Below are 22031 nucleotides of genomic sequence, written 5' to 3' on the forward strand. Positions count from 1 at the left end.
CTTAATTCTCTCTATGGCCCGCCTGCTATCGTTATCTGCTTACGGATTTTTTGCCATAGCGTTTGTGCCCCTTTTCGCACTTTCCTGGTTCAACCACCCCTCGGCCGCCGACGATTATTGCTTTGCCGATACCACAGTCCGGTTTGGCTTCTGGCAAGCTCAGAAATACTACTATGACGGCTGGACGGGGCGCTACTTCTCTAATTTTCTGGTACATGGTAGTCCGTTGGTTTGGGGCTGGTACAATGGTTTTAAGCTTATTCCGGCCCTGATGGCCATTGCCTGGGTGTGGGCGGCCTACTTGTTCATCGTTGAATTGCTGCGCGATCTGGTACCCGGCAACGCTATACGCCGCGTTGGTCTGCTACTAACAGGTACGTTGTTTGCCGTTTACATGCTGGTGCTGCCAAGCGTGGTGGAAGCCTTTGTCTGGATGGCGTCAATTGCCGTTTACACAGTTCCTACTATTCTAATGCTCTACTGGGGCGTCGTAGTGTTGCGCTGGTACCGGCAGTCGCCAGGTATGTTGCGTGCGCTGACCGGTCTGTGGACAAGCGTGCTCATTTTCATGATTGTTGGCTGTGGCGAAACCCATATGCTACTGATGATCAGCCTACTGCTGGCTATTTTTGGCTATCGACTGGTGTTTCAGCGCCACCTCGACTGGCGCATGGTCACGATGTTGGCGGTAACCCTCTTTTCTGCCTGGCTGGTGTTTCGGGCACCGGGTAACGCGGTGCGAATGAGTGGCGGCGCGGCGGGGGGCGACCTTGCGGGCGGACTCATCCTATCTGTAAAATGGCTGGCGACGAACGTACCTGGCTGGCTGGTTAAAACACCTTTATTGCCGCTTTCGGCTCTCTGGATCATTGCCGGGCGCGCTTTTCTAGCGCGTCAGGGTAGCCTGTCAGGCTTTATGCAGGCCCCCGGATGGTATGTTGGACTGGTTGTAGCAGGTCTGTTACTAGCTACCGTACTGCCCTCTTTTTATGCCACGCAGTTTCTTACGTATCGGGCTGTTAACACCACCTACGCCGTTTTCCTGTTTGGCTGGTTTTATTTGATTACCAGTCAACTGGCTTACAGCAACAAAGCAATTCCTGCTACACCACCCACCTGGCTTTTCCTCGTTGCCGGCCTTTGGTGTCTGGTTAGTCTTGGTATCAGCCAGCCCATGAAACAGCTTTACGGTGACCTGCTACGCGGTAAAGCAGCTACGTATGATCGTGAAATGACTGCCCGTCAGCAGTACCTTGCCACCTCAAAGCCATCCGATACCCTCCGAGTAGCACCGCTTACCGTTTACCCGGCCAGCCTGTTTCTTGAAGACGTACGAACCGACCCCACGCACTGGTGGAATCGCTGCCAGTCAAGCTACTACCACCATAAAACGATTATCGTCGACACTACGCTCCGCGCTTCGACGCCCCGCTTATGACTTCACCCGTTTGTATTATCATACCCTGCTATAACGAGGCCGATCGACTACCCACCGATGCGTTTCTGGCCTATCAGCAAACGCATCCCGACATTTCGTTTTGTTTTGTAAACGACGGTAGTCGCGACCATACAGCCGATGTACTGGCCCGATTACAGCAACAGAACCCAACGCAGGTTACGGTGCTGAATCTGACTCAAAACCAGGGAAAAGCCGGGGCCGTTCGGGCAGGAATGCTTCACTGCGCACAGCTTGGACACGCCTACCTCGGCTACTTCGACGCTGATCTGGCTACCCCACTCACCGCCATCGACGACCTTCGTCTGGTACTCGACAACCACCCCGATTGTGTGTTTGTGATGGGCTCGCGCATCAAACACCTGGGCGTCAATATCAGGCGCGATGCATTCCGGCATTATGTGGGGCGTATCATTGCCACCATCATCAGTGTCATTCTGAAACTACCCGTTTATGATACCCAATGCGGCGCAAAACTGCTTCGTAATGAGGTTGTTACTCGTGTTTTTACTGATCCGTTTATCAGTCCGTGGCTATTCGATGTTGAGTTGATTGCCCGATTAGTCGGTCTGTTTGGTCGACCAAATCTGTCGGGAAAACTGCTGGAAAAGCCGCTACAGGAATGGATCGAACAGGCCGATTCGCGCATCAGCCCAACCTATATGTTCAGGATGTGGGTCGAACTCTATCGCATTTACCGCACGTACCATCATTTGCGCTAACCGGTTATGATTTCTTCGCTGCAAACGTCCCTGAACACCCGCTCGCCCTGGCTAGCCTGGCTACTCATTGCGTTGCCTGTGCTCTTATCAGCCGGTATTGCCTTTCACTTCATTGAGAATATTCCCTGGTACGACGATGTAGAGATGTTCATCGTGTTCATTCAGGATTATTACACGGTTGATACCCTGAACGAGAAAATATACTGGCTGCTCGAACCCAACAATGAACACCGGATTCTATTCGCCAAACTAGCCACCCTGTTTACGTACAACACAACCGGGTACGTCAATTTCCGGGGAATGACGCTGATTGGCAATCTCTTTCTCTTTTTGCTTCTTGGGTTGCTGTATGTCGTATTTCGGTCCATGCGCCTGTCTGTCTGGGCTTTTGTTCCGGTGCCGTTTATTCTGCTTCACCCGCAGTATTTCATGACCATTAGCTGGAGCATTACCAGCCTGCAACACCCGGTTGTGCTCTTTTTGTCGTGTGCGGTCATGTACCTGCTTTCGCGAAGTGGACGAGATCGGTTTCTGTGGGCCATTCCGCTACAGATTTTTGCGTCGCTATCCATGAGTAATGCGCTGTTTGGCTGGCTTAGCGGCGGCGTGGTGCTGTGGCGGCAGGGCCATTACCGGCGGCTGGTCATCTGGGGTGTACTAGGTGTAGTCACCATGGTATTGTATGTGCGTGGTTTCACCAATGCGCAGGGGCACGGCCACAGCCTCGATTTTCTGATTCACAAGCCGCATATGGTCATCATCGGCTTCTTATCGTTCATCGGTGGCTCCTTCGATCTGTTGCCTGTGCTTCCCTATCAATGGCGGGGTATCCTGCCTACACTCGGCGGATTAGTGCTGATAGGAATTGCGCTGTGGCTGCTGAGTCAGATGAACTGGCCATTCAGGCGGCAGTTTTCGGCAACCAACAACCGATCTGTTCGGGCCATGAACGACAATTTTTTTCTGGGTTGCTACGGTCTTTTGCTCATCAATGCTGCCGCCGTGGGGTTGCTACGCATGCGCTACGGATACGGCGTTATGCTGGTCAGTAACTACATGATATATCCGGCACTTCTGATTTGTCTGCTGTATATCAATGGATTGCAGGAACTCACACAACGTTACCGGCCCCTTTGGCAGCGAGTAGGCATGGTGGTGGGGCTTGTTATCTGGGCGGTCTCTTATTTCTGGCATTTACCCGAAATGGTATACCGGAATAAGTTTGTGCAAGCCGGTGCCTATAACCAGCAACACAACGGTATTGGGCTGGGCGGCGAGGTAGGTACGTTTCTGGAAGGATACATCAAAAATGCGCTGGATAGTGCCGTGCAACAGAAGTACTACGAATTTCCCGCCAGTCCGGTGGCCGATTACCCGACAAGCAACGAGCTCATAACGGCTACCATTAAACAGGCTAACGGTTTCTATATTATCGAAAGCCCCGGTCTGCCCGACCCCATCGATCAGGCCTATGCCGTGCTTCAGTCGGCCAACCGAACGTACCTGGCTGCAACCAGCACACCTTACCGATTGGCTACCTTCTGGCTCCATCGCCCGTCGCCCGTTCTTCAGGCCGAACTCCGGGCCAGCGACCTCCGGCCCGGCACCTACCGCGTAGGCTGGGCCCGCTCATCCTCCGCCGGGAAAAGCATTCAGTTTTCCGACCAGGTGATTGTGGCAAAATGAGTCCAAAGTCTAAAGTCTAAAGTTGCGCTGCTAGAGAACGACTGGCTAGCTAGCAGCGCAACTTTAGACTTTAGACATTAGACTTTGGACCTTGGACCTAAAACCTTACAACGCCTCTCCTCCCTTGAAGATGTTTTCTTCGTGCGGGATGAGCGGGTTTTTAAATACGTCGGCGTTGTTGTACGAAAAGCGCTCGGGCTCTTTAGTCGCCTCTGATCGGTGGTGTTTGTAGGCAGTTTGCGACGAGTAGTGGCAAACATATGATTTCCGCGTCTGTCCTTCGGTCTGAATAGCATCGCCACCATGTGCCAGTGCGGCGTGCCAGATCAGCAGGTCGCCCTTTTTGATCAGCAATGTTTCGCGTTTCAGGCCGCTTTCCTGACAGGCTTTGTCCAGGTAGTTGGCGAAGTCGTTCGGGTTATTCGTCGATTCGCCGTTGAAGAAGATACCGTTACCGAAATCGAATTTACGAATCGTGTGCGAACCGGGATAGTAGAACAGCGGTCCCGAATCGGGCTTTACATCTTCCAGCGCAATCCAGGCGGCGGCCAGGTGGCTCGGAATCTCTGATACCACATACGCAAAATCCTGGTGGGTAGGCTGCTGACTACCATACTTAAACAGCAGACTTTGCATAGCCACTACCCGGTCGTTGAAAACCGCTTCCAGAAACGTAACGATGTGTTTGTGCAGCATGATTTTCTTACCGACAACCGAAGCATCGTGAAAATCCATGTATTTAATGTACGGACCATCCAATACCGACTGCGGCACGTTTTTCACCGCCAACACCGGCGTTTTCGTGTACTCGGGCAAATCGATACGTACCTGCATGTCGTATTTTTCGTGCTCATCGATCACGTGTTCTACCTCACCCCAGAGCATATCGATCCACTCGGTCGGAATCGCCTGTTCGAAAATGACGTAGCCGTTCTTCTTCCAGAACTCCAGTTTTTCGGCCATATCATAAGGCACAGAATCGCCGGGCGCAAACTGCTTACTAAACTGTTGGATATCGACATTCTTCTTGTCGATCCAGGGAACAGTTTGATAATCAAACTCAGTAACCCGCTTGGGCGCGGGCTGAATAGCCTGTTTAACAATGCCCTTCAGGCGATTGATAACGCTCATAAATAAATTCCTGTTAACGCGCGAACACGCGATGTTGACGTATAAAGCAGAAACAAAGGTAATTAACCCCCTATTGAAACGGACGAAATTTGCGGCAACCATTTTTTACGGCCTTCTGTTGCAAAAGCGTATTGATTCCTCTCTTTCGCCATTTCTATGTGGATTGTCAGGCTCGCCCTTGAAAAAAAGTATACTATAGCCGTCATGGCGTTGCTGATACTGATCATGGGATCGGTAGCCAGCCTGCAAATGCCCACCGACATATTTCCCCGAATAAATATCCCCGTTGTAACGGTTCTTTGGGGTTATACCGGCCTGTCGACCAACGAAATGGAGAAGATGATTACCAACTTCTCCGAGACTTCGCTCATCAATAACGTATCTGACATTCAGCGCGTTGAGTCGCAGACCTATAACGGTACGGCGGTTATTAAGCTCTACTTTCAACCAACGGTAAAGATTGAAGAGGCGCTGGCTCAGGTAGCTGCCATTTCGCAAACGATTATTGTGCGCATGCCGCCCGGCACGCAGCCACCGCTCATTGTTCGCTACAACGCCACCGACGTGCCTGTACTTCAGCTAGGCCTCTCGTCGGATAGCCTCACCGAATCACAAATAACTGATTATTCGGCCACGCGCATTCGTCCACAGATGGCTACGGTGTCGGGCAGTCGGATGTCGCAACCCTTCGGCGGGCGAACCCGTCAGATTGTGGTTGACCTGGAACCGGAACAGCTGATTGCCCACGGAATCACCCCCGAAGAGGTAACCAACGCGGTATCGGCCCAGAACCTGACCCTCCCCAGCGGATCGTTACGCCTGGAAGATCGCGAATACACCGTTCGACTGAACAGTAAACCCGATGTCATTTCAACGCTCAACGACGTGCCTGTGAAAGTGGTTGGCGGCGTTACCGTTCACATGCGCGATGTAGCCAATGTACACGACGGCTCGGCGGTGCAGACCAACGTGGTGAAACAAGACGGCAGTCGGGGCGTATTGCTGAGTGTGGTAAAAACCGGAAACGCCTCTACTACCCGCGTAGTCGATGATATTAAAAACCGCGTACTGCCCACCATTCGGGCATCTGCTCCGGCCGGCCTGCGACTGGTAGCCCTCTTCGACCAATCTATTTTTGTGCGGGCTTCTATTGAAGGTGTGGTGGTTGAAGGCATCATTGCGGCCCTGCTCACAGCGGCCATGATTTTGCTTTTTCTGGGAAGCTGGCGCAGCACGCTGATTGTGGCCACGTCTATTCCACTATCCATTCTGGCCTCGCTGACAACGCTGTATCTGCTGGGCGAAACGCTGAATATCATGACGCTGGGCGGTTTGGCGCTGGCCATCGGTATTCTGGTCGATGATGCTACCGTAACCATCGAAAACATTCACCGAAACGAAGAGCTTGGCCTTCCCCTGCGAGAAGCCATTCTGGAAGGAGCGGCCCAAATTGCTACACCAACGCTGGTGGCTACCCTCACCATCTGTATCGTGTTTGTGTCGGTGTTGTTTCTGGAAGGTCCCGCCCGGTTCCTGTTCGGTCCGCTGGCTATGGCTGTTGTATTCGCCATGCTCGCCTCCTATATTCTGTCGAGAACGCTGGTGCCCATGATGGCCGACCTGATGCTACGGGGAGAAAAAGGGCATGGGGCAGACGATTCTACCCCCAGCCCCAAGCGCCGCACTTTCCACGACCAGTTCAACGCGGGTTTCGAGCGTTTTCAGAATAGTTACCTGCGTGCGCTTGTCTGGTCGCTGAATCACCGAAAGACAGTGTTGGCATTATTTGCGCTTACCGTTGGCGTAACGGTCGTGATGCTGCCTTACATCGGCCGCGACTTCTTCCCACGGGTCGATGCCGGTCAGATCAAACTTCACATGCGGGCTCCGGCCGGCTCACGGCTCGAAGAAACAGAGCGCCTTGCCGCCGAGACAGAAGCCATTGTACGCGAGGTTATTCCCGAACGCGAAGTGGCTTCGGTCATCAGCAACATTGGCCTTACCTCCGAACGGTATAACTTTATTTTCACCGATAATGCCGCCGCCGGATCGGGAGATGCTGAACTGCTGATTTCGCTAGCCGAAGACCCCAGCCGGCCCACCGACGATTACATCCGTGAGTTGCGCACTCGCCTGCGCGAAGAAATGCCCGAGGTAACGTATTTTTTCCTGGCCGCCGATATTGTGGGCCAAATCCTGAACTTCGGCCTCACCTCACCCATCGACGTACAGGTGAGCGGTTTCGACCGGGGAAACAACCTCAAAATAGCCCGCGAACTCCGGCAGCGCATCGCCCAGATTCCTGGTGCCGTTGACGTACACATTCATCAGGTGCTCGATGCACCCGAAATTTTTCTGGAAGTCGATCGCGAACGGGCCAGTCAGTTTGGGCTTACCGAGCAACGGGTGGCCACCAACCTAAATATTTCGCTGAGCGGCACCGCGCAGGTACGTCCCAACTTCTGGCCCGACCCTGCCACCGGGTTCCCCTACCTGATTGCCGTTCAAACACCGCCCTATAAATTAGACAGTTACGATAAGCTGTTGCGCACGCCACTGGTGGCCAATCAATCCATGACGCCGCAACTGCTCAGCAACGTAGCCACGGTAAAACGCAGTACAACGCCGCAGATCATTAACCGGGTGAATACACAGCCAACCTACGATGTGTACGCCGCCGTTGAACGCACCGACTTGGGCTCTGTAGCTAAAGAACTTAACAAGCTGGCGAAAGAATACGAGCCGCAACTGAAACCCGGCAACAAGATTCTGATTCGCGGGCAAGTCGAAAGTATGGAGAGCGCCTTTAGCCGCCTGGGCATCGGTATTATTTTTGCCGCCGGACTCGTGTATCTGCTTATGGTGGTCAATTTTCAGTCCTTCCGCTATCCGTTTATCATCATCACAGCTTTGCCCGGTGCCCTGTGTGGCATGGTCTGGATGCTGTTTCTTACCCACACCACCTTTAGTATTCCCTCGCTAATGGGGGCCATCATGAGCGTTGGGGTAGCCACGGCCAACAGTATCCTGATGGTTAGTTTCGCGAAAGATCACCTACCCGAAATAAACAACAACGCCTACGAAGCCGCCCTGGAAGCAGGACGTACCCGACTACGGCCTATTCTAATGACGGCTATTGCCATGATCATCGGCATGCTGCCCATGTCGCTGGGCCTTGGCGAAGGAGGCGAGCAAAACGCACCTCTGGGCCGAGCCGTTATTGGTGGTCTTTTACTGGCAACGTTCACTACCCTGCTGTTTGTACCAACCGTATTTAGTTATCTGGCAGGTGGTGAGAGGGTGAGGGGTGAATTGGTGAAGGGTGAAGGGTGAAGGGCGTGAGCACCAATTCACCCTTCACCCCTCACCAATTCACCCTTCACCCTCTCACCCATGATCTATCACATCGTAACCGAAGCAGACTGGAACCGACAGGCCGACGAGCCGGAGTATGAAGCGGCTAGTTTACAGACCGAAGGCTTTATCCATTTATCGACGAAAGAGCAGGTGGCTGGTGTGTTGGAACGGTATTATCAGAACGTACCCAACTTATTGTTGCTCCAGATAGATCCAAACAAGCTGATACAAAGCCTGCGTTACGAATTGGCCACGAATAATGAACACTTCCCGCACCTCTACGGCAAACTGAATAAAGACGCCGTAGTGATGGTGGAAAAAATAAAGAGCCTGTAGCACCGAAGCTGGAGCTTCGGTAGGCATTGACATACCCATACGGCCGAAGCTGGAGCTTCGGCATTACCTTCTCCTATGAAACGACTCCTCCTCTTTCTGATTCCACTTGGACTGGTTGCTCTGTTTGTCTTTGTTGGCATCTTACCGCGCATTAAAAACAAGCAGGAATTACTGGCCGATGCCGACGCCGAACGTACCCGCGAACTGATTGTCAATGCTGTTTCGCTGCAACAGGGCATGGATTCAACCGGACTAACCTTACCCGGCCAAATTCGACCTTTTCTGGAATCACCCATTCGCGCCCGCTCGCAGGGTTTTGTGAAAAAACGAATGGCCGATATTGGCAACACGGTTCAGAAAGGGCAGCTTCTGGCTACGCTCGACGTACCTGAAATTGAGCAGGATCTGGCCCGTGCCCGCGCCGATCTGGCTCTGGCCCAAACCAATCTCGCCCGCGTAACCAGCGTGACCCTGGCCGGCGCTGTCTCGACACAGGAAATCGACAATCGGCGGTCGGCGGTGTCTGTGGCCGAAGCCAATCTGCGGCGGTTTCAGTCAGTGCGGGGGTTGCAGGAAATCAGAGCGCCATTCAACGGCATCATCACAACGCGTGACGTCGAAGTAGGCGATCTTATCTCGCCCACTTCAGTGAAACCCCTGTATACACTCGCCCAAACAGACCGGTTGCGCGTATATGTCGATGTACCACAGACCTATTTTCAGCACATCAAAGTAGGTATGTCGGCTACAGTAACCATTGCTGAACTGAAAGGCCGAACACTGACCGGTACCGTTGCCCGCACGGCTGGTTCGTTGAGTAATGATTCGCGAACGCTGTTAACCGAGGTAGTGATTCCAAACCCCGGCCGAAGCATTCCCTCAGGCTTATACGCCCAGGTCAAATTCGCACCGCGCGGCGCCGCGCAGGGAGCTGTCCTTCTCCCTGCCAACGCACTGAAAATTACCCCTAAAGGAGCAGTTACCGTTGTGCTCGACGAAAACATGAAAGTTCGCTTCCAGCCTATCACGTTGGGTCGCGACTACGGCACCGTCATTGAAGTCACCTCTGGCCTGACTGGCAACGAACGGGTTATCACCAACCCCAATGACCGCCTGAAAGATGGCCTGAAAGTTCGGTTACGTCAACAGAAAACAAAGCCTGCACAGGCGTAGAAAAGAGTTTGTGGTTTGTAGTTTGAGGTTTGTAGTTGCGCTGCTAATGAACCAAGTCGTGATTAGCAGCGCAACTACAAACCTCAAACTACAAACCACAAACCCATTCCCTTTATGAATAAACTGATCGTCCTCTTTTTTCTTTCCAGCTGTGCCGTTGCGCAAACCAGTCCGCCGGGTGGGGCAGTTACGTTACAACCTGGGGCGGGCACCGTGCAACCAATGGGTACTGCAACGTCTCAATCGGCTCCTGTACCAGGTACGTTGGCAGGTGATGCTCCTGCAACCGTTGATTTGTCGATCTCGGGTTTTCAACGGTTCAACGACCCGCTCCTCACTGATCTTATCCAAACCGGTTTAGCCAATAGTCCCAGCCTACGGGCGGCCATCAGCCGGATTGAAGAGGCGCGGGGTCGGGTACGGGTGGCGCAGTCGTTTTTGCAGCCCTCGGTCAGGAGCAGCGTCTTGGTAACAACCCAAAGCCTGTCCGAACATCGGCCGGTAGCTATTCCGTTAGCCGTTGATAAGCTACCTCGTTTTCAGTTAAGTACGTTTCAGCTACTTCCGATCGATGCCAGTTGGGAGCTTGATCTGTTCAAGCGCATTCGCAGCGGTATCGCACTGGCTCAGCAGCAAACGCAGGCTTCGGAAGCCGATCTGCGGGCGTTTCGTCTTACCCTTGCCGCCGACATTGCCCGCACCTACTACCTCATTCGCGCCAACGAATCGGAACAGACCGTTTTCCTGCGCAACATCGCGACCCGCGATTCTACATTGGGTATTGTGCGCGAACGATTTCGGGTAGGTTTAGTCAACCAACTGGATGTGCAACGCGCGGAAACCGATGTGGCCGGCCTTCGCGTCCAGGTAATGGGTCTACAACGCGCTCGCACTGAACTGGTCAACGCATTGGCGCAATTAACCGCACAGGAACCGGCCACGTTTGGCATCGAGGCTAACCTGTCTCCGTCGGGTGCGTTGCCAGGTACGTTACCGATATTTCCGTACGCCGCCATCACGCCCGATCTGCTCCGCCGCCGCCCCGATCTGCTTCAAGCCGACCGCGCTATTCAAGTAGCCGGGGCGCAGGTGGTGTTACAACAGGCCAGTATTCAGCCACGTGTTACACTGGTTGGGTCGGGTGGGCTACTTTCCGGTCAGTTAGGTTATACGTTTGCCCCCAGCAGTGCTACCTATCTGCTGGGCGTCAATGCCTCTGTGCCCCTCTATGAAGGTCGGCGCAACCGGGAAAACGTGGCTTTGTCTCGGCAACAGATTACCACAAGTCAGCAGACATACCTGCAAACGTACCAGATTGCACAGCGCGAAGCCGAAACCGCCCTCGACAACCTTACGTACCTGCGGCAGCAACTCGACCTTCAAAATCAGACGCTTACTCTGGCACGACGCACCGAACAGTATAACCGCGAGCTGTACGTAAAAGGCCTAACTACATACCTCGATGTGCTGGATGCGCAACGTACCGTGCTGGCCAATGAGCAACAATATGTTCAGCTCCGCGGACAGGAGGTGCAATATCTGGTGGCTTTACTGAGGGCACTGGGCGGTGATTTCTAAGCAGGCGCGTGGATTCTGCCCCTGAAGCTGGCGCAAGCACATGCTCGCGCCAGCCGCGCCAGCTTCGCGTTTCTGCCGATAGCATTGCAAGTAAAAAGGATTTGCCTTTTCCTTTCCCTGAAAACCAACCCCTTTACAATCAACCGCTATGGCTTCTCACGATATTGATTCACTTTCGGGCGACCGCCGCCGTTTTCTGAAAACGTCGGGACTTTTCACGGGCAGCGCCCTTCTCTCCAGCCTTCCCTTCGGGTTGTCTGCCGCCGCAAATCCCGGCTTTCACACCTCCGTCGACGACACCATCAAAGTAGCTCTGATCGGTTGTGGTGGTCGGGGAAGAGGTGCCGCTATGCAGGCACTGAATACCAAGCAGAACATTAAGATTGTGGCCATTGCCGATGCGTTTCAGGACCGGGTCGATCTGGCTTACAAGACGCTGACAAACAAGCCGGAGAATGCTGCGAAAGTGGATCTGCCCAAGGAGCGGCAATTTGTTGGCTTAGATGCCTACAAACAGGCTATTGCCCTTGCCGACGTGGTTATTCTGGCCACGCCTCCGGGCTTTAGACCAAGCCACTTTGAGGAAGCGGTTAAGCAGAACAAGCACATTTTCATGGAGAAGCCCGTTGCCACCGATGCACCGGGTATCCGTCGGGTGTTGGCTGCGGCTGAAGAAGCAAAAAAGAAGAAGCTGAACGTAGTGGTTGGTTTGCAACGCCATTACCAAAGTAACTACCGCGAAGCCATGAAACGGATTCACGACGGAGCCATCGGCGACATCGTAGGCGGTAGCGTATACTGGGTTAGCGGCGGCGTTTGGATGAATCCCCGTCAGCCTGGTCAGACCGAGCTGGAATACCAAATGCGTAACTGGTACTATTTCAACTGGTTATGCGGCGACCATATCACCGAACAGCACGTTCATAACATTGACGTAGCCAACTGGGCAAAGCAGGGTTATCCGGTTTCGGCACAGGGTACTGGCGGCCGTCAGGTACGTAACAGCAAAGACCACGGCGAGATTTTCGATCACCACATCGTTGATTTCGTGTATGCCGACGGCACCACGATCAATAGCCAATGTCGCCATTACGAAGGAACGTTCAGTAAAGTAGATGAGCAATTCCTGGGTACCAAAGGCCGAATCGACTCTTTCAATGGCAACAAAACGATCTTGAAATCGTATAAAGGGCAGCCCATCTACGCCCACGGAAGTGCCAAAACAGACATCGACCCCTATCAGGTAGAGCATAACGAGCTCTTCGAGGCAATTGCCAAAGGCCAGTACAAATTTGCGGATGCTGAAAACGGAGCCAAAAGCACGATGACCTCGATCATGGGCCGTATGGCAACGTATTCTGGCAATGTGGTGAAGTGGGACGACGCTATCAATTCACAGATCAACCTCTTCCCCGATACCCTCGCCTGGGATGCCAAACCCAAACTCCTGCCCAACGCCGACGGATTCTACCCAGTAGCCGTTCCGGGCAAGACGATTACCGTGTAACACCAGAGGAGAGAATAAAGCAAAGGGCGCCAGGAATACTAATCCTGGCGCCCTTTGCGCGTTAATACCAACCCGCTGCTAGTCAGGCAACACACTTTTCACCTTCTCGCCGCCATGTCCAGCAGGAGATTGCCGGGACGGACGGGCAATAAGCGGCCTTCTTTTGTTGTCAATCCCATTTTTTCGAGCCAATCGGCAAACTCCGGGGCTGGTTTTAAACCTAGCACCCTGCGCACATACTGAGCATCGTGAAAACTGGTGCTCTGGTAATGCAGCATCACATCGTCGGCACCGGGCAGGCCCATCACGAAGGTGACACCCGCCGCGCCGAGTAAGGTTAAGAGCGTATCCATATCGTCCTGATCGGCCTCGGCGTGGTTGGTGTAACACACGTCGACGCCCATGGGCAGACCAAGCAGTTTTCCACAGAAATGATCTTCCAGCCCTGCCCGAATAATCTGCTTACCATCATACAGATATTCGGGCCCGATGAAACCCACCACTGAGTTGACCAGCAACGGATTGAACACCCGCGCCACGGCATAAGCCCGAACCTCGCAGGTTTGTTGATCAACGCCATGATGCGCATTGGCCGATAATGCACTTCCCTGACCCGTTTCAAAATACATCACGTTTTGCCCAACCGTGCCGCGCCCCAGCGCCAGGGTGGCTTCGTACCCTTCGCGTAGCAGGGCCAGATCAACGCCGAACGACCGGTTTACGGCCTCGGTGCCGCCAATGCTCTGAAACGCCAGATCGACCGGTGCGCCCTGCTCAATGGCCCGGATGGTGGTGGTCAGGTGACTCAGCACGCAGGTTTGGGTAGGAATAGCCAGCCTTTCACGTACCTGATCGAGCATACGGAGCAGGTTGATGGTGGCAGGTACGCTGTCGGTGGCTGGGTTCACTCCGATAACTGCGTCGCCCGATCCGTAGCAGAGACCGTCGATAAGGCTGGCTGTAATACCGAGCAGATCGTCGGTGGGATGGTTGGGTTGCAGGCGGGTATGGAAATGACCGGGACCACCCAGCGTATTTTTGAATCGGGTAACGATGTGGCAGTTGCGCGCTACGCTGATCAGATCCTGGTTGCGCATCAGTTTCGACACGGCGGCGACCATTTCGGGCGTCAGACCCCGGTGCAGGTTGGTCAGTTGAGCCGGCTCAGCCGCCAGCAGATAGTCGCGGAAATCACCAACGGTAAGGTGACTGATCTGAGCAAAGGCCTCGGCGTCGTGTGTATCGATGATGAGCCGGGTTACTTCATCCTGGTCGTAGGGAATCACGGCTTCGTTTAGGAACAAGGTCAGCGGCAAGTCGGCCAGCGTCATTTGCGCCGCCACCCGCTCTTCGGCCGATGACGCCACCAGACCAGCCAGCTCATCGCCCGACCGTCGGGGCGACGCCCGCGCCAGCAGCGTTTTCAGATCGGCGAAGGTGTAGGTACGTTGCCCGATGGTGTGGCGATACATGGCGCGTGGGTTTTCTGTAGAGACGCAATATCTTGCGTCTCTCAGGCGCGTCAGCAACAAAGCGTGCCTAACCTATTGACAGAAACAACCCATTGCTGACGCGCCTGAGAGACGCAAGATATTGCGTCTCTACAGAAACCTTCCTACCCAATGAAAATTTCCTGGCGAACGGCCTGTGCGTTAGTTATCTCGAATATGGTGGGCACCGGCGTGTTTACCAGCCTGGGGTTTCAGCTCGCCGTGGTGCAAAACACCTGGTCGATTGTGCTGTTGTGGGTGCTGGGCGGCGTGCTGGCCCTGATTGGCGCCTTTACCCTGGCCGAACTGGGTACGCATTACGCCCACGAAAATGGGGGCGATTACGTGTTCATCAGCAAAGGGCTGCATCCGTTTCTGGGTTACCTGTCAGCCTGGGTTTCGCTGGTAGGTGGATTTGCGGCGCCAGTGGCTATTGCGGGGAAAGCGATGGAATCATACCTGGCTCCGTTTGGACTACCCAACCTACGAATATTAACGGTCGTGATCATCTTGCTGATCGGAGGCCTGCACTCGGTCAGCCTGCGCCATAGCAGCCTGTTTCAGAACGTGACGACGCTGGTGAAAATCGGTTTTATTGCCGTGATTTTGGCGATTGGCGCGTTTGTGTCGGCTATTCCCGACAATGCCCTGCGGTGGGATGCCAGTTACCAGACCGAGGTATTTACCTCCCCCTTCGCTGTTTCATTGTTGTACGTCACCTACGCCTACACCGGCTGGAACGCGGCGGCGTATATCGTGGCCGAAATTCGTGATCCGCGCCGGAATCTGCCGCGTGCGCTATTGCTGGGTACGTTGGGCGTTACGGTTGTTTACATCGCCCTGCAACTGGTACTCCTCAAGTTCGCCCGCGTGGAGCAATTGCAGGGGCAGGTTGATGTGGCCGTTATTTCGCTGGCGAATGTGCTGGGTCCTTCCGGAGGGCGGTGGATCAGCGCGGGCATTGCCTTTCAATTGATCGCTACCATGAGCTCATACGTCTGGATCGGCGGGCGCGTCACGCAGCGCATGTCGCAGGATTTTCCGCTTTGGCGCTTCTTTAGCAAGCAGACAGCGCAGCAAATTCCGGTGCGGGCCATCTGGCTACAGGTGGGTATCACGCTAATGCTGCTGTTCTCAGGTACGTTGGAACAGGTGCTGCTCTGCACTTCGTTTGTACTACAACTGATGGGCACGCTGGCGGTGGCGAGTTTACTGCGAACCCCACGTCAGCCCGGCGATTTCCCAAGCCCGCTCCGTCCGTGGCTGCAATGGATCTACATCACTTTTAGCGTGTTCGTTCTCAGCTTCATCTTAACCGACCGCCCCCGCGAAAGCCTGATCGGCCTGGCGGTGGTGGCAATTGGTGGAGTCACGTACTGGATTAGGCCGAGGGTGGGGAGGATCAAGGTTTAATGTTCAACGTCCGGCGTCTAAAGCCCCAATTGTCCATTCGTTAAGATCCTTTGCCTAAACCATTTCGAGTATAGTTAGTCAATAGAGATATAACTACACAATAGATCGTGCTTCACTCAACGCACACTCAAATCATGAATCGCTTTTCACTCCTGTTGGTAGGGTCATTGCTTACGTCATCGACCTTAACCCTTGCTCAAAATGGTGGCCTTACGCAGGCGGCCCTCGAAGCAGCCAGTTCGTTTGTCATTACCAATGCGCAGGTAGCCGACGCCTCACGGCAGGCCGTGCAACAGATGGACGCCAAAAATCCGATTGCTGGCCCTAACGACCCCTACACCGTTCGCCTGAATAAAATTGTCAGTCGTCACCGTAGCATGAACGGTGTGCCCATCAACTACAAAGTATATATGGTAAAAGATGTGAATGCTTTTGCCACCGCCGACGGAAGTGTGCGGGTGATGAAAGGCCTGATGGATCTGATGACGGATCAGGAATTGCTGGCGGTAATGGGTCACGAAATTGGGCACGTGATTAACCAGGACTCACGCGATGGTATGAAAGCAGCCATTCGCCGGTCAGCAGCAATCAACGCATTGGGCTCAACGTCAGGTACGTTAGGTAAACTATCGCGCTCACAACTGGCTGGTGCGTTCGACTATGTGGCGAATGCTAAATTTAGTCGGCAGCAGGAAACAGAGGCGGATGATTACAGCTATCAGTTTCTAAAGAAAAACGGTTACAGCGTGATGGCCCTGGCCTCATCGTTCGAGAAGCTGGCGAAGCTAAGCGGTGGCGGCGGCGGTAAGTTGACCGAATTCATGTCGAGTCACCCCGACAGTGCCAAACGCGCTCAGCGTATCCGCGACCGGGCCAAGAGAGATGGGCTGACGCGGTAGGTAGCAAGGGGCATAGGGCTTAGGGCAACTGGCGCGAGCGTTTGCTCGTGCCTATAATGTCGCAAGCATTCGCTTGCTGCCCGACAAGGCATACGGTAGTGAAAAGAACCCGTTTGTACTATTACCATTTGTCAGCCTTGAGCGTATTGCGCATTCGCGTTGCAAGCAGATGCTTGCGATATAAAAGGCACGAGCAAATGCTCGCGCCAGCAAACGCACAAAAAAGCCGTTCCTGATTCAGGAACGGCTTTTTGATTCTTCAGTTGTTGTAAAAAGCGTAATTAGTGACTCCAGCCACTAGAAAATATATTTGTTCTCGGCGATCATGGCATCGGCCACGCGGCGACGAGCGTCTTTCAGGTTGATCGGCTCAATCTTAGTGAACCGTTTCAGGCCCATCAGCATCACGCGGAGTTCGTCCCCTTCGGCAAAGCTCGTAATGGCTGAACGACCCGCGGCACTGATTTTCTCAACGGCTTCGTGCAGGTACGTGATCGCGATGTCTTTCTGCAACGATAGCGCTTCTTCACCTTTCACCCCGATCGACTTCTCGACGCGCAGCAGCACCGACTCGGCTACATACACTTCAATAGCCATATCGGCCAGGTTCATCAGGATCTCCTGTTCGTGCGAAAGTTTACCCATGAACTTCTGAACGGCAGCACCGGCGATCATGAGCACTGATTTTTTCAGGTTTTTCAACACCTTCTTCTCGGCCGCAAACATTGACTCGTCTTCATCGGCGCTGAAATCAGGAATCGACATGATCTCTTTGGCAATGGCCATAGCCGGTGTCATCAGGTCGAGTTCGCCTTTCATGGCGCGCTTCAACAGCATGTCCACCACCAGCATCCGGTTGATCTCGTTGGTGCCTTCAAAGATCCGGTTGATCCGGGCATCACGGTAGGCACGCTCCATGGGCGCGTCGGCCGAGTAGCCCATGCCGCCATACACCTGCACGCCTTCGTCCACTACGTAGTCGAGCACTTCCGAGCCGTGTACTTTCATGATCGCGCACTCGATCGCGAACTGCTCCAGGGCTTTTAGTTTCGCGGTGGCGTCGTCCATCCCGCCCGCTTTCAGGTCTTCGATAGCATCATCGATGTTCTGGCCGGCGCGATAGCTGGCTGATTCAGAAGCATATACCTTGATCGCCATTTCGCCCAGTTTGTGCTTGATAGCACCGAAGCGGGAGATGTTGATACCGAACTGCTTCCGTTCATTCGAGTAGCGAACCGCGTCGTTGATCGCCTGTTTGGCACCACCTACTACGGCAATACCCAGTTTGATACGACCAATGTTCAGGATGTTTACGGCAATCTTGAAGCCGTTACCCCGCTCTGACAGCAGGTTTTCAACGGGCACTTTCACGTCGGTGAAGAACACCTGACGCGTATCTGAACCTTTGATACCCAGCTTATGCTCAGGCTCGTTCATCGTGATGCCTTCGTACGAACGCTCTACGATGAAGGCTGATAAATTTTTGTCATCGTCGATTTTGGCGAAGACGATATATAGGTCTGCGAAACCACCGTTGGTGATCCACATTTTCTGGCCGGTGACGGTGTAGAACTTACCATCTTCCGTCAGTTTAGCTTTTGTTTTACCCGAGTTGGCATCTGACCCTGAATCAGGCTCAGTAAGACAGTAAGCGGCTTTCCATTCGCCCGTGGCCAGTTTTGGCAGGTATTTCGCCTTCTGCTCGTCGTTACCATAATACACGATCGGCAGGGTACCAATACCCGTATGCGCCGACAGGGCCACCGAAAACGAGTGCCCGGCACCGGTTGCCTCAGCCACCAGCATCGACGTGTTGAAGTTCATGCCAAATCCGCCGTACTCCTCCGGAACCGACGTACCCAGCAAACCAAGTTCACCCGCTTTGTCCATCAGTGACGACATCAAGTCCGGCGATTTGGCGGCATCGATTTCGTCCAGACGAGGCCAGATTTCTTTGGCCAGAAACTCACGGCAGGTGGCCGCAATCATCTGTTGCTCTTCGGTAAACTCTTCAGGAATGAACACCTGCGAGGCGTCCGTGTCTTTAATCAAAAACTCGCCGCCTTTAATCGAAGCTTTATTGTCGGTCGCAATCATTGTTCAGGAATTGTTATGCGTGCATACTATTTACGTACAAAGATGGCGAATAATTTAATAGGTAGTATGCATGCATACCATTTTTTACACGAACGGTTTCCGGCTTAATACAGTAACTTTCCAGCTTAATTGTCAATACGCGTTGCTGTCATTGAGTAGTCATTAGGCTTCGCCATCATTAATAGTCATTCGTCGTAAAGCAATCAATGACGGCGAAGCCTAATGAGTACTTAATGACAGCAACGCGTAATGACTTAATTTACCAACCTAACTATGGAATTTCTTTCAACAATTGACACCACTACCTGGCTTATCATTGGGGGTGTTCTTCTCTTCCTGCTACTTGTCGCTTTATACCTCCGCTGGTCGGGCAAGAAAAGCCCGAAGGCAATCGCACAAGCGACGCAGAATGGTATGACCGTGAAAGTGTTGTACTGCCAGCCCAGCAAAAATGACCGGACCATATTCGGGGGCGTGGTGAAATACGATAAAGTATGGCGCACCGGAGCCAACGCGGCTACCATCATCGAACTGGCGCAGGATGTGCGCATCAACGGCAATCGGCTCACCAAAGGTCGTTATTCACTCTACACCATTCCCACGCCTAACGACTGGACCGTGATCATCAATCGCCGGACGGGGCAGTGGGGTGTCAGCTATAAAGAAGCGGCCGACATCATGCGTTTCCCGGCCAGTACCCGTCCTTACAGCCCAGCCGCGGAGCAGTTTTTTATCAGCTTTGAACCCCAGCCCGGTGGCCTCAACATGCTGCTAACCTGGGATGACGTTCAGGTAGTGGTACCGTTCCAGAAAGCGGCGTAGGGTTCTTGAGTGCTTCACTCTATAGAGTATTGCTTCGCGCATTAGGCCCAATACATCGCCCAGGTCTTCCCTAGTCCGGGCAATGTTATTTTATAACCTCAACAAGGTGTGCTGGCTGGGCTCTGTCGACCAGCATTTGCAGCGTTGTGGTTTCGTATACGGCGAGGTTAGCGTCACGTACCTGGAGCATAATAGGCCGGATAGCGCAGGTTTCCTCATCTTCACAATCATCGCAGCGAACGTAGAAGTTGAGCGACACGCAGGGCGTAGGCGCAATGGGGCCATCGATAACACGGATTACCTGGGCTAGTGTAATACGCTCTGGGTCGACCCGGAGCAGATAACCGCCGCCCTTTCCTTTCTGGCTTTGCAGCATACCCTGGTTACGCAATTCGAGCAGAATAGCCTCCAGAAATTTCTGCGGAATCGATTCACGGGCCGCTATTTGTGAAATAAGTACCGGGCCTTCTCCGTATAGCTCGGTAAGGGTCTTCAGTGCCTTGATGGCATATTTAGCTTTTTTTGAAATCATAGGTCAAATCCAGTTTATGCGTGAATGCGGGTCGTATAGCACAACACCCTTTTTGATCTATAAATTTTATATAGTATTATGAAAAATAAAAATAGCGCCTGTTGCGGGCGCTATTTTTAATCAATAATCCTTGATCGGCTTGATGTCGTAGTAGGCTCTTATCTCTTCTACTGACGGCGTTTTCTGCGGGCGTACGATCCGAAAACCACAGAATGAGGCCGAGGTCATCCACCAGTCAGATTTGGGGCTTTGTGGATCAATCACTTTCCAGGCGGGGTCTGATGGCGTGCGGGCGGCCGAGCGTGCCACCGTGGCTTCATCATCCCACGAACCGCCCCTAACACTGTTCGGATACAGCGTTTTCCGAGGGGCATAAGGTTCTTTCACCAGCCCTTTGGCTACCTGTGCGTAGTAATCGGCAATGTACTGATCCTGCGTCCATTCCATCACGTTGCCGTGCATGTCGTGCAGGCCAAAGGCGTTTGGTTTTTTGGTGCCGATCTTTTTATAACCGCCATCGCTATTGTCTTTGAAGACCGCATACGTGCCCAGCTGTTTCGAGTCTGCACCAAACGAGAACGGCGTGGTAGTACCAGCCCGACAAGCATATTCCCATTCAGCTTCGGTAGGCAGGCGGTAGAAAACACCCGTTTTGTCGTAAAGCCACGCGCAAAATTTGACCGCCGCGTACTGCGTCATGTTAATGGCCGGATACCCCGTTCGCCCCATACCAAACGACATATCGACATACGAGGGACTAGGCCGGGTTGTCGCATCTGTTTTACTGAGGTCGGCCCCTTCCGGATAACGCGAAGCCATTTCCTTCTCGATGTTCTTCGTGGTAAACAAGTCGTAGATATCCCAGGTGATCTCAAACTTCCCCATCCAGAATGGCTCGATAGTAACCTTATGCTGCGGCCCCTCGTCGGGTTTACGACCTTTTTCGGTCGCCGGACTGCCCATTAGGTACGTCCCGCCGGGAATTGCCTGCATCGGATACGTTTGATTGCTACCCGTAATAACCTGGGTGTAGGATAAAAAATCGGTTGTTTGCCCAACCGTTTTTTGGCAAACAAGTAGTGAAATAAGGAAAAGAGCCGTTAAACGAACCATAGAGATCATTGTCTTTTGATTACATCAAGAAAGTCGAGTAGTACGTAAACTACCTTTCATGAAAACTTCGGCCGAATTTTTGCTTGATTAATTACAATTGATTAACGAAATAGTTTTATTGCATTTGTATATTGGCATCAACTTCTGAATTTCCAACCAGCTCAACTATGAATAAATGCATATTCCTCGACCGTGACGGCGTATTGAACGAGGACAGGTCTGATTATGTCTACCGGGTCGAAGATTTTATTATTCCTGACGGCGTTGTCGAAGGGCTTCGCAGACTCAAGGAGGCAGGCTATATGCTGATCGTAATTACCAATCAGGCGGGGATTGCCAAAGGGCTATACACCCGCGATGATGTGATGCGCTGCCATTCGTACCTCCAGGAAAAATGCGGCCACCTGATCGACGATATCTATTACAGCCCACACCATCCCGATTACACCACCCGATCGCTAACACGCAAGCCGGAGTCGCTGATGCTCGAAAAAGCCATTGCCAAATACAACATCGACGTTAACCAGTCGTGGATGATTGGTGATGCCCTGCGCGATATGCTTGCCGGGCGCCGTGTGGGCGTGAAAACGGTACACGTCACCCACGCCCCCACCGAACCCGCCGCCGGCGATTGCATTGCCGATAACCTGCTAAAAGCCTCCGAACGCGTACTGGCTTTTCATTGAGAGAGAACAAAAAGCTTTTATGCTTGCGTTTAT

17 protein-coding genes are annotated in these 22031 nt (G+C 53.2%); 12 read left to right on the forward strand and 5 right to left on the reverse strand.

All coding sequences use genetic code 11. The features are described 5' to 3' along the window. Positions 1-13: 13 nt before the first annotated feature. From ACAW87_RS15985 to ACAW87_RS15995, 3 genes are read left to right on the forward strand one after another with little or no spacing between them, the layout of a single operon-like run. Entirely contained in the window at positions 14-1438 is a 1425-nt protein-coding gene (locus ACAW87_RS15985) for a DUF6056 family protein (protein ID WP_370724615.1), read from the forward strand. Continuing rightward, on the forward strand, positions 1435-2178 hold the full coding sequence (locus ACAW87_RS15990; protein ID WP_370724617.1) for a glycosyltransferase: 744 nt from the start codon (positions 1435-1437) through the stop codon (positions 2176-2178). The genes ACAW87_RS15985 and ACAW87_RS15990 overlap by 4 nt, the downstream gene beginning before the upstream one ends. Before the next feature lie 6 nt (positions 2179-2184). Further along, positions 2185-3864 carry a hypothetical protein gene (locus tag ACAW87_RS15995; RefSeq protein WP_370724619.1) on the forward strand — a complete coding sequence of 560 codons (1680 nt, stop codon included), beginning with the start codon at positions 2185-2187 and terminating at the stop codon, positions 3862-3864. Between the two features lie 105 nt (positions 3865-3969). Here the strand turns inward: ACAW87_RS15995 and ACAW87_RS16000 are convergent, their stop codons facing one another. Continuing rightward, positions 3970-4995 carry a phytanoyl-CoA dioxygenase family protein gene (locus ACAW87_RS16000; RefSeq protein ID WP_370724621.1) on the reverse strand — a complete coding sequence of 342 codons (1026 nt, stop codon included), beginning with the start codon at positions 4993-4995 and terminating at the stop codon, positions 3970-3972. Positions 4996-5151: 156 nt separating this feature from the next. On the opposite strand from ACAW87_RS16000, the gene ACAW87_RS16005 reads away from it, so the two are divergent. The 5 genes from ACAW87_RS16005 to ACAW87_RS16025 all read left to right on the forward strand — a co-directional run bounded on the left by ACAW87_RS16005 (position 5152) and on the right by ACAW87_RS16025 (position 12946). After that, on the forward strand, positions 5152-8328 hold the full coding sequence (locus tag ACAW87_RS16005) for an efflux RND transporter permease subunit (RefSeq protein ID WP_370724623.1): 3177 nt from the start codon (positions 5152-5154) through the stop codon (positions 8326-8328). Positions 8329-8388: 60 nt separating this feature from the next. After that, positions 8389-8688, forward strand: a complete 300-nt coding sequence (locus ACAW87_RS16010; RefSeq protein WP_370724625.1) for a DUF952 domain-containing protein — start codon at positions 8389-8391, stop codon at positions 8686-8688. Between the two features lie 75 nt (positions 8689-8763). Then, complete coding sequence (locus ACAW87_RS16015) at positions 8764-9861, forward strand: efflux RND transporter periplasmic adaptor subunit (protein WP_370724627.1); 1098 nt, start codon at positions 8764-8766, stop codon at positions 9859-9861. 114 nt (positions 9862-9975) lie between these two features. Continuing rightward, positions 9976-11439, forward strand: coding sequence for an efflux transporter outer membrane subunit (locus ACAW87_RS16020; protein WP_370724629.1), 1464 nt, complete (start codon positions 9976-9978; stop codon positions 11437-11439). Positions 11440-11587: 148 nt separating this feature from the next. Then, positions 11588-12946, forward strand: coding sequence for a Gfo/Idh/MocA family protein (locus ACAW87_RS16025; protein ID WP_370724631.1), 1359 nt, complete (start codon positions 11588-11590; stop codon positions 12944-12946). A 98-nt stretch (positions 12947-13044) separates the two neighbouring features. On the opposite strand, the gene ACAW87_RS16030 is transcribed toward ACAW87_RS16025, so the two are convergent. Beyond that, positions 13045-14418, reverse strand: a complete 1374-nt coding sequence (locus ACAW87_RS16030) for an ethanolamine ammonia-lyase subunit EutB (RefSeq protein WP_370724633.1) — start codon at positions 14416-14418, stop codon at positions 13045-13047. 150 nt (positions 14419-14568) lie between these two features. Here ACAW87_RS16030 and ACAW87_RS16035 point away from each other — a divergent pair, with 150 nt between their 5' ends. After that, a complete protein-coding gene (locus ACAW87_RS16035) occupies positions 14569-15849 on the forward strand; it encodes an APC family permease (protein ID WP_370724635.1) in 1281 nt (426 codons plus the stop codon). A 134-nt stretch (positions 15850-15983) separates the two neighbouring features. Next, positions 15984-16748 carry a M48 family metallopeptidase gene (locus tag ACAW87_RS16040; RefSeq protein ID WP_370724637.1) on the forward strand — a complete coding sequence of 255 codons (765 nt, stop codon included), beginning with the start codon at positions 15984-15986 and terminating at the stop codon, positions 16746-16748. A gap of 297 nt (positions 16749-17045) precedes the next feature. Here ACAW87_RS16040 and ACAW87_RS16045 read toward each other — a convergent pair whose 3' ends face one another. After that, the gene (locus tag ACAW87_RS16045; protein WP_370724639.1) at positions 17046-18845 is read right to left on the reverse strand and encodes an acyl-CoA dehydrogenase FadE; all 1800 of its coding nucleotides are present in this window, start codon (positions 18843-18845) and stop codon (positions 17046-17048) included. 273 nt (positions 18846-19118) lie between these two features. Between ACAW87_RS16045 and ACAW87_RS16050 the strand changes: the two genes are divergently transcribed. After that, a complete protein-coding gene (locus ACAW87_RS16050) occupies positions 19119-19667 on the forward strand; it encodes a DUF2911 domain-containing protein (RefSeq protein WP_370724641.1) in 549 nt (182 codons plus the stop codon). A gap of 85 nt (positions 19668-19752) precedes the next feature. On the opposite strand, the gene ACAW87_RS16055 is transcribed toward ACAW87_RS16050, so the two are convergent. Both ACAW87_RS16055 and ACAW87_RS16060 read right to left on the reverse strand, forming a co-directional pair. Beyond that, positions 19753-20199, reverse strand: coding sequence for an RrF2 family transcriptional regulator (locus ACAW87_RS16055; RefSeq protein ID WP_370724643.1), 447 nt, complete (start codon positions 20197-20199; stop codon positions 19753-19755). A gap of 120 nt (positions 20200-20319) precedes the next feature. After that, on the reverse strand, positions 20320-21312 hold the full coding sequence (locus ACAW87_RS16060) for a formylglycine-generating enzyme family protein (RefSeq protein WP_370724645.1): 993 nt from the start codon (positions 21310-21312) through the stop codon (positions 20320-20322). A 167-nt stretch (positions 21313-21479) separates the two neighbouring features. On the opposite strand from ACAW87_RS16060, the gene ACAW87_RS16065 reads away from it, so the two are divergent. Beyond that, positions 21480-21998, forward strand: a complete 519-nt coding sequence (locus tag ACAW87_RS16065; RefSeq protein WP_370724647.1) for a D-glycero-alpha-D-manno-heptose-1,7-bisphosphate 7-phosphatase — start codon at positions 21480-21482, stop codon at positions 21996-21998. Positions 21999-22031: the final 33 nt, after the last annotated feature.

The organism is Fibrella aquatica (assembly GCF_041321135.1).
Classification (GTDB): Bacteria; Bacteroidota; Bacteroidia; order Cytophagales; family Spirosomataceae; genus Fibrella; species Fibrella aquatica.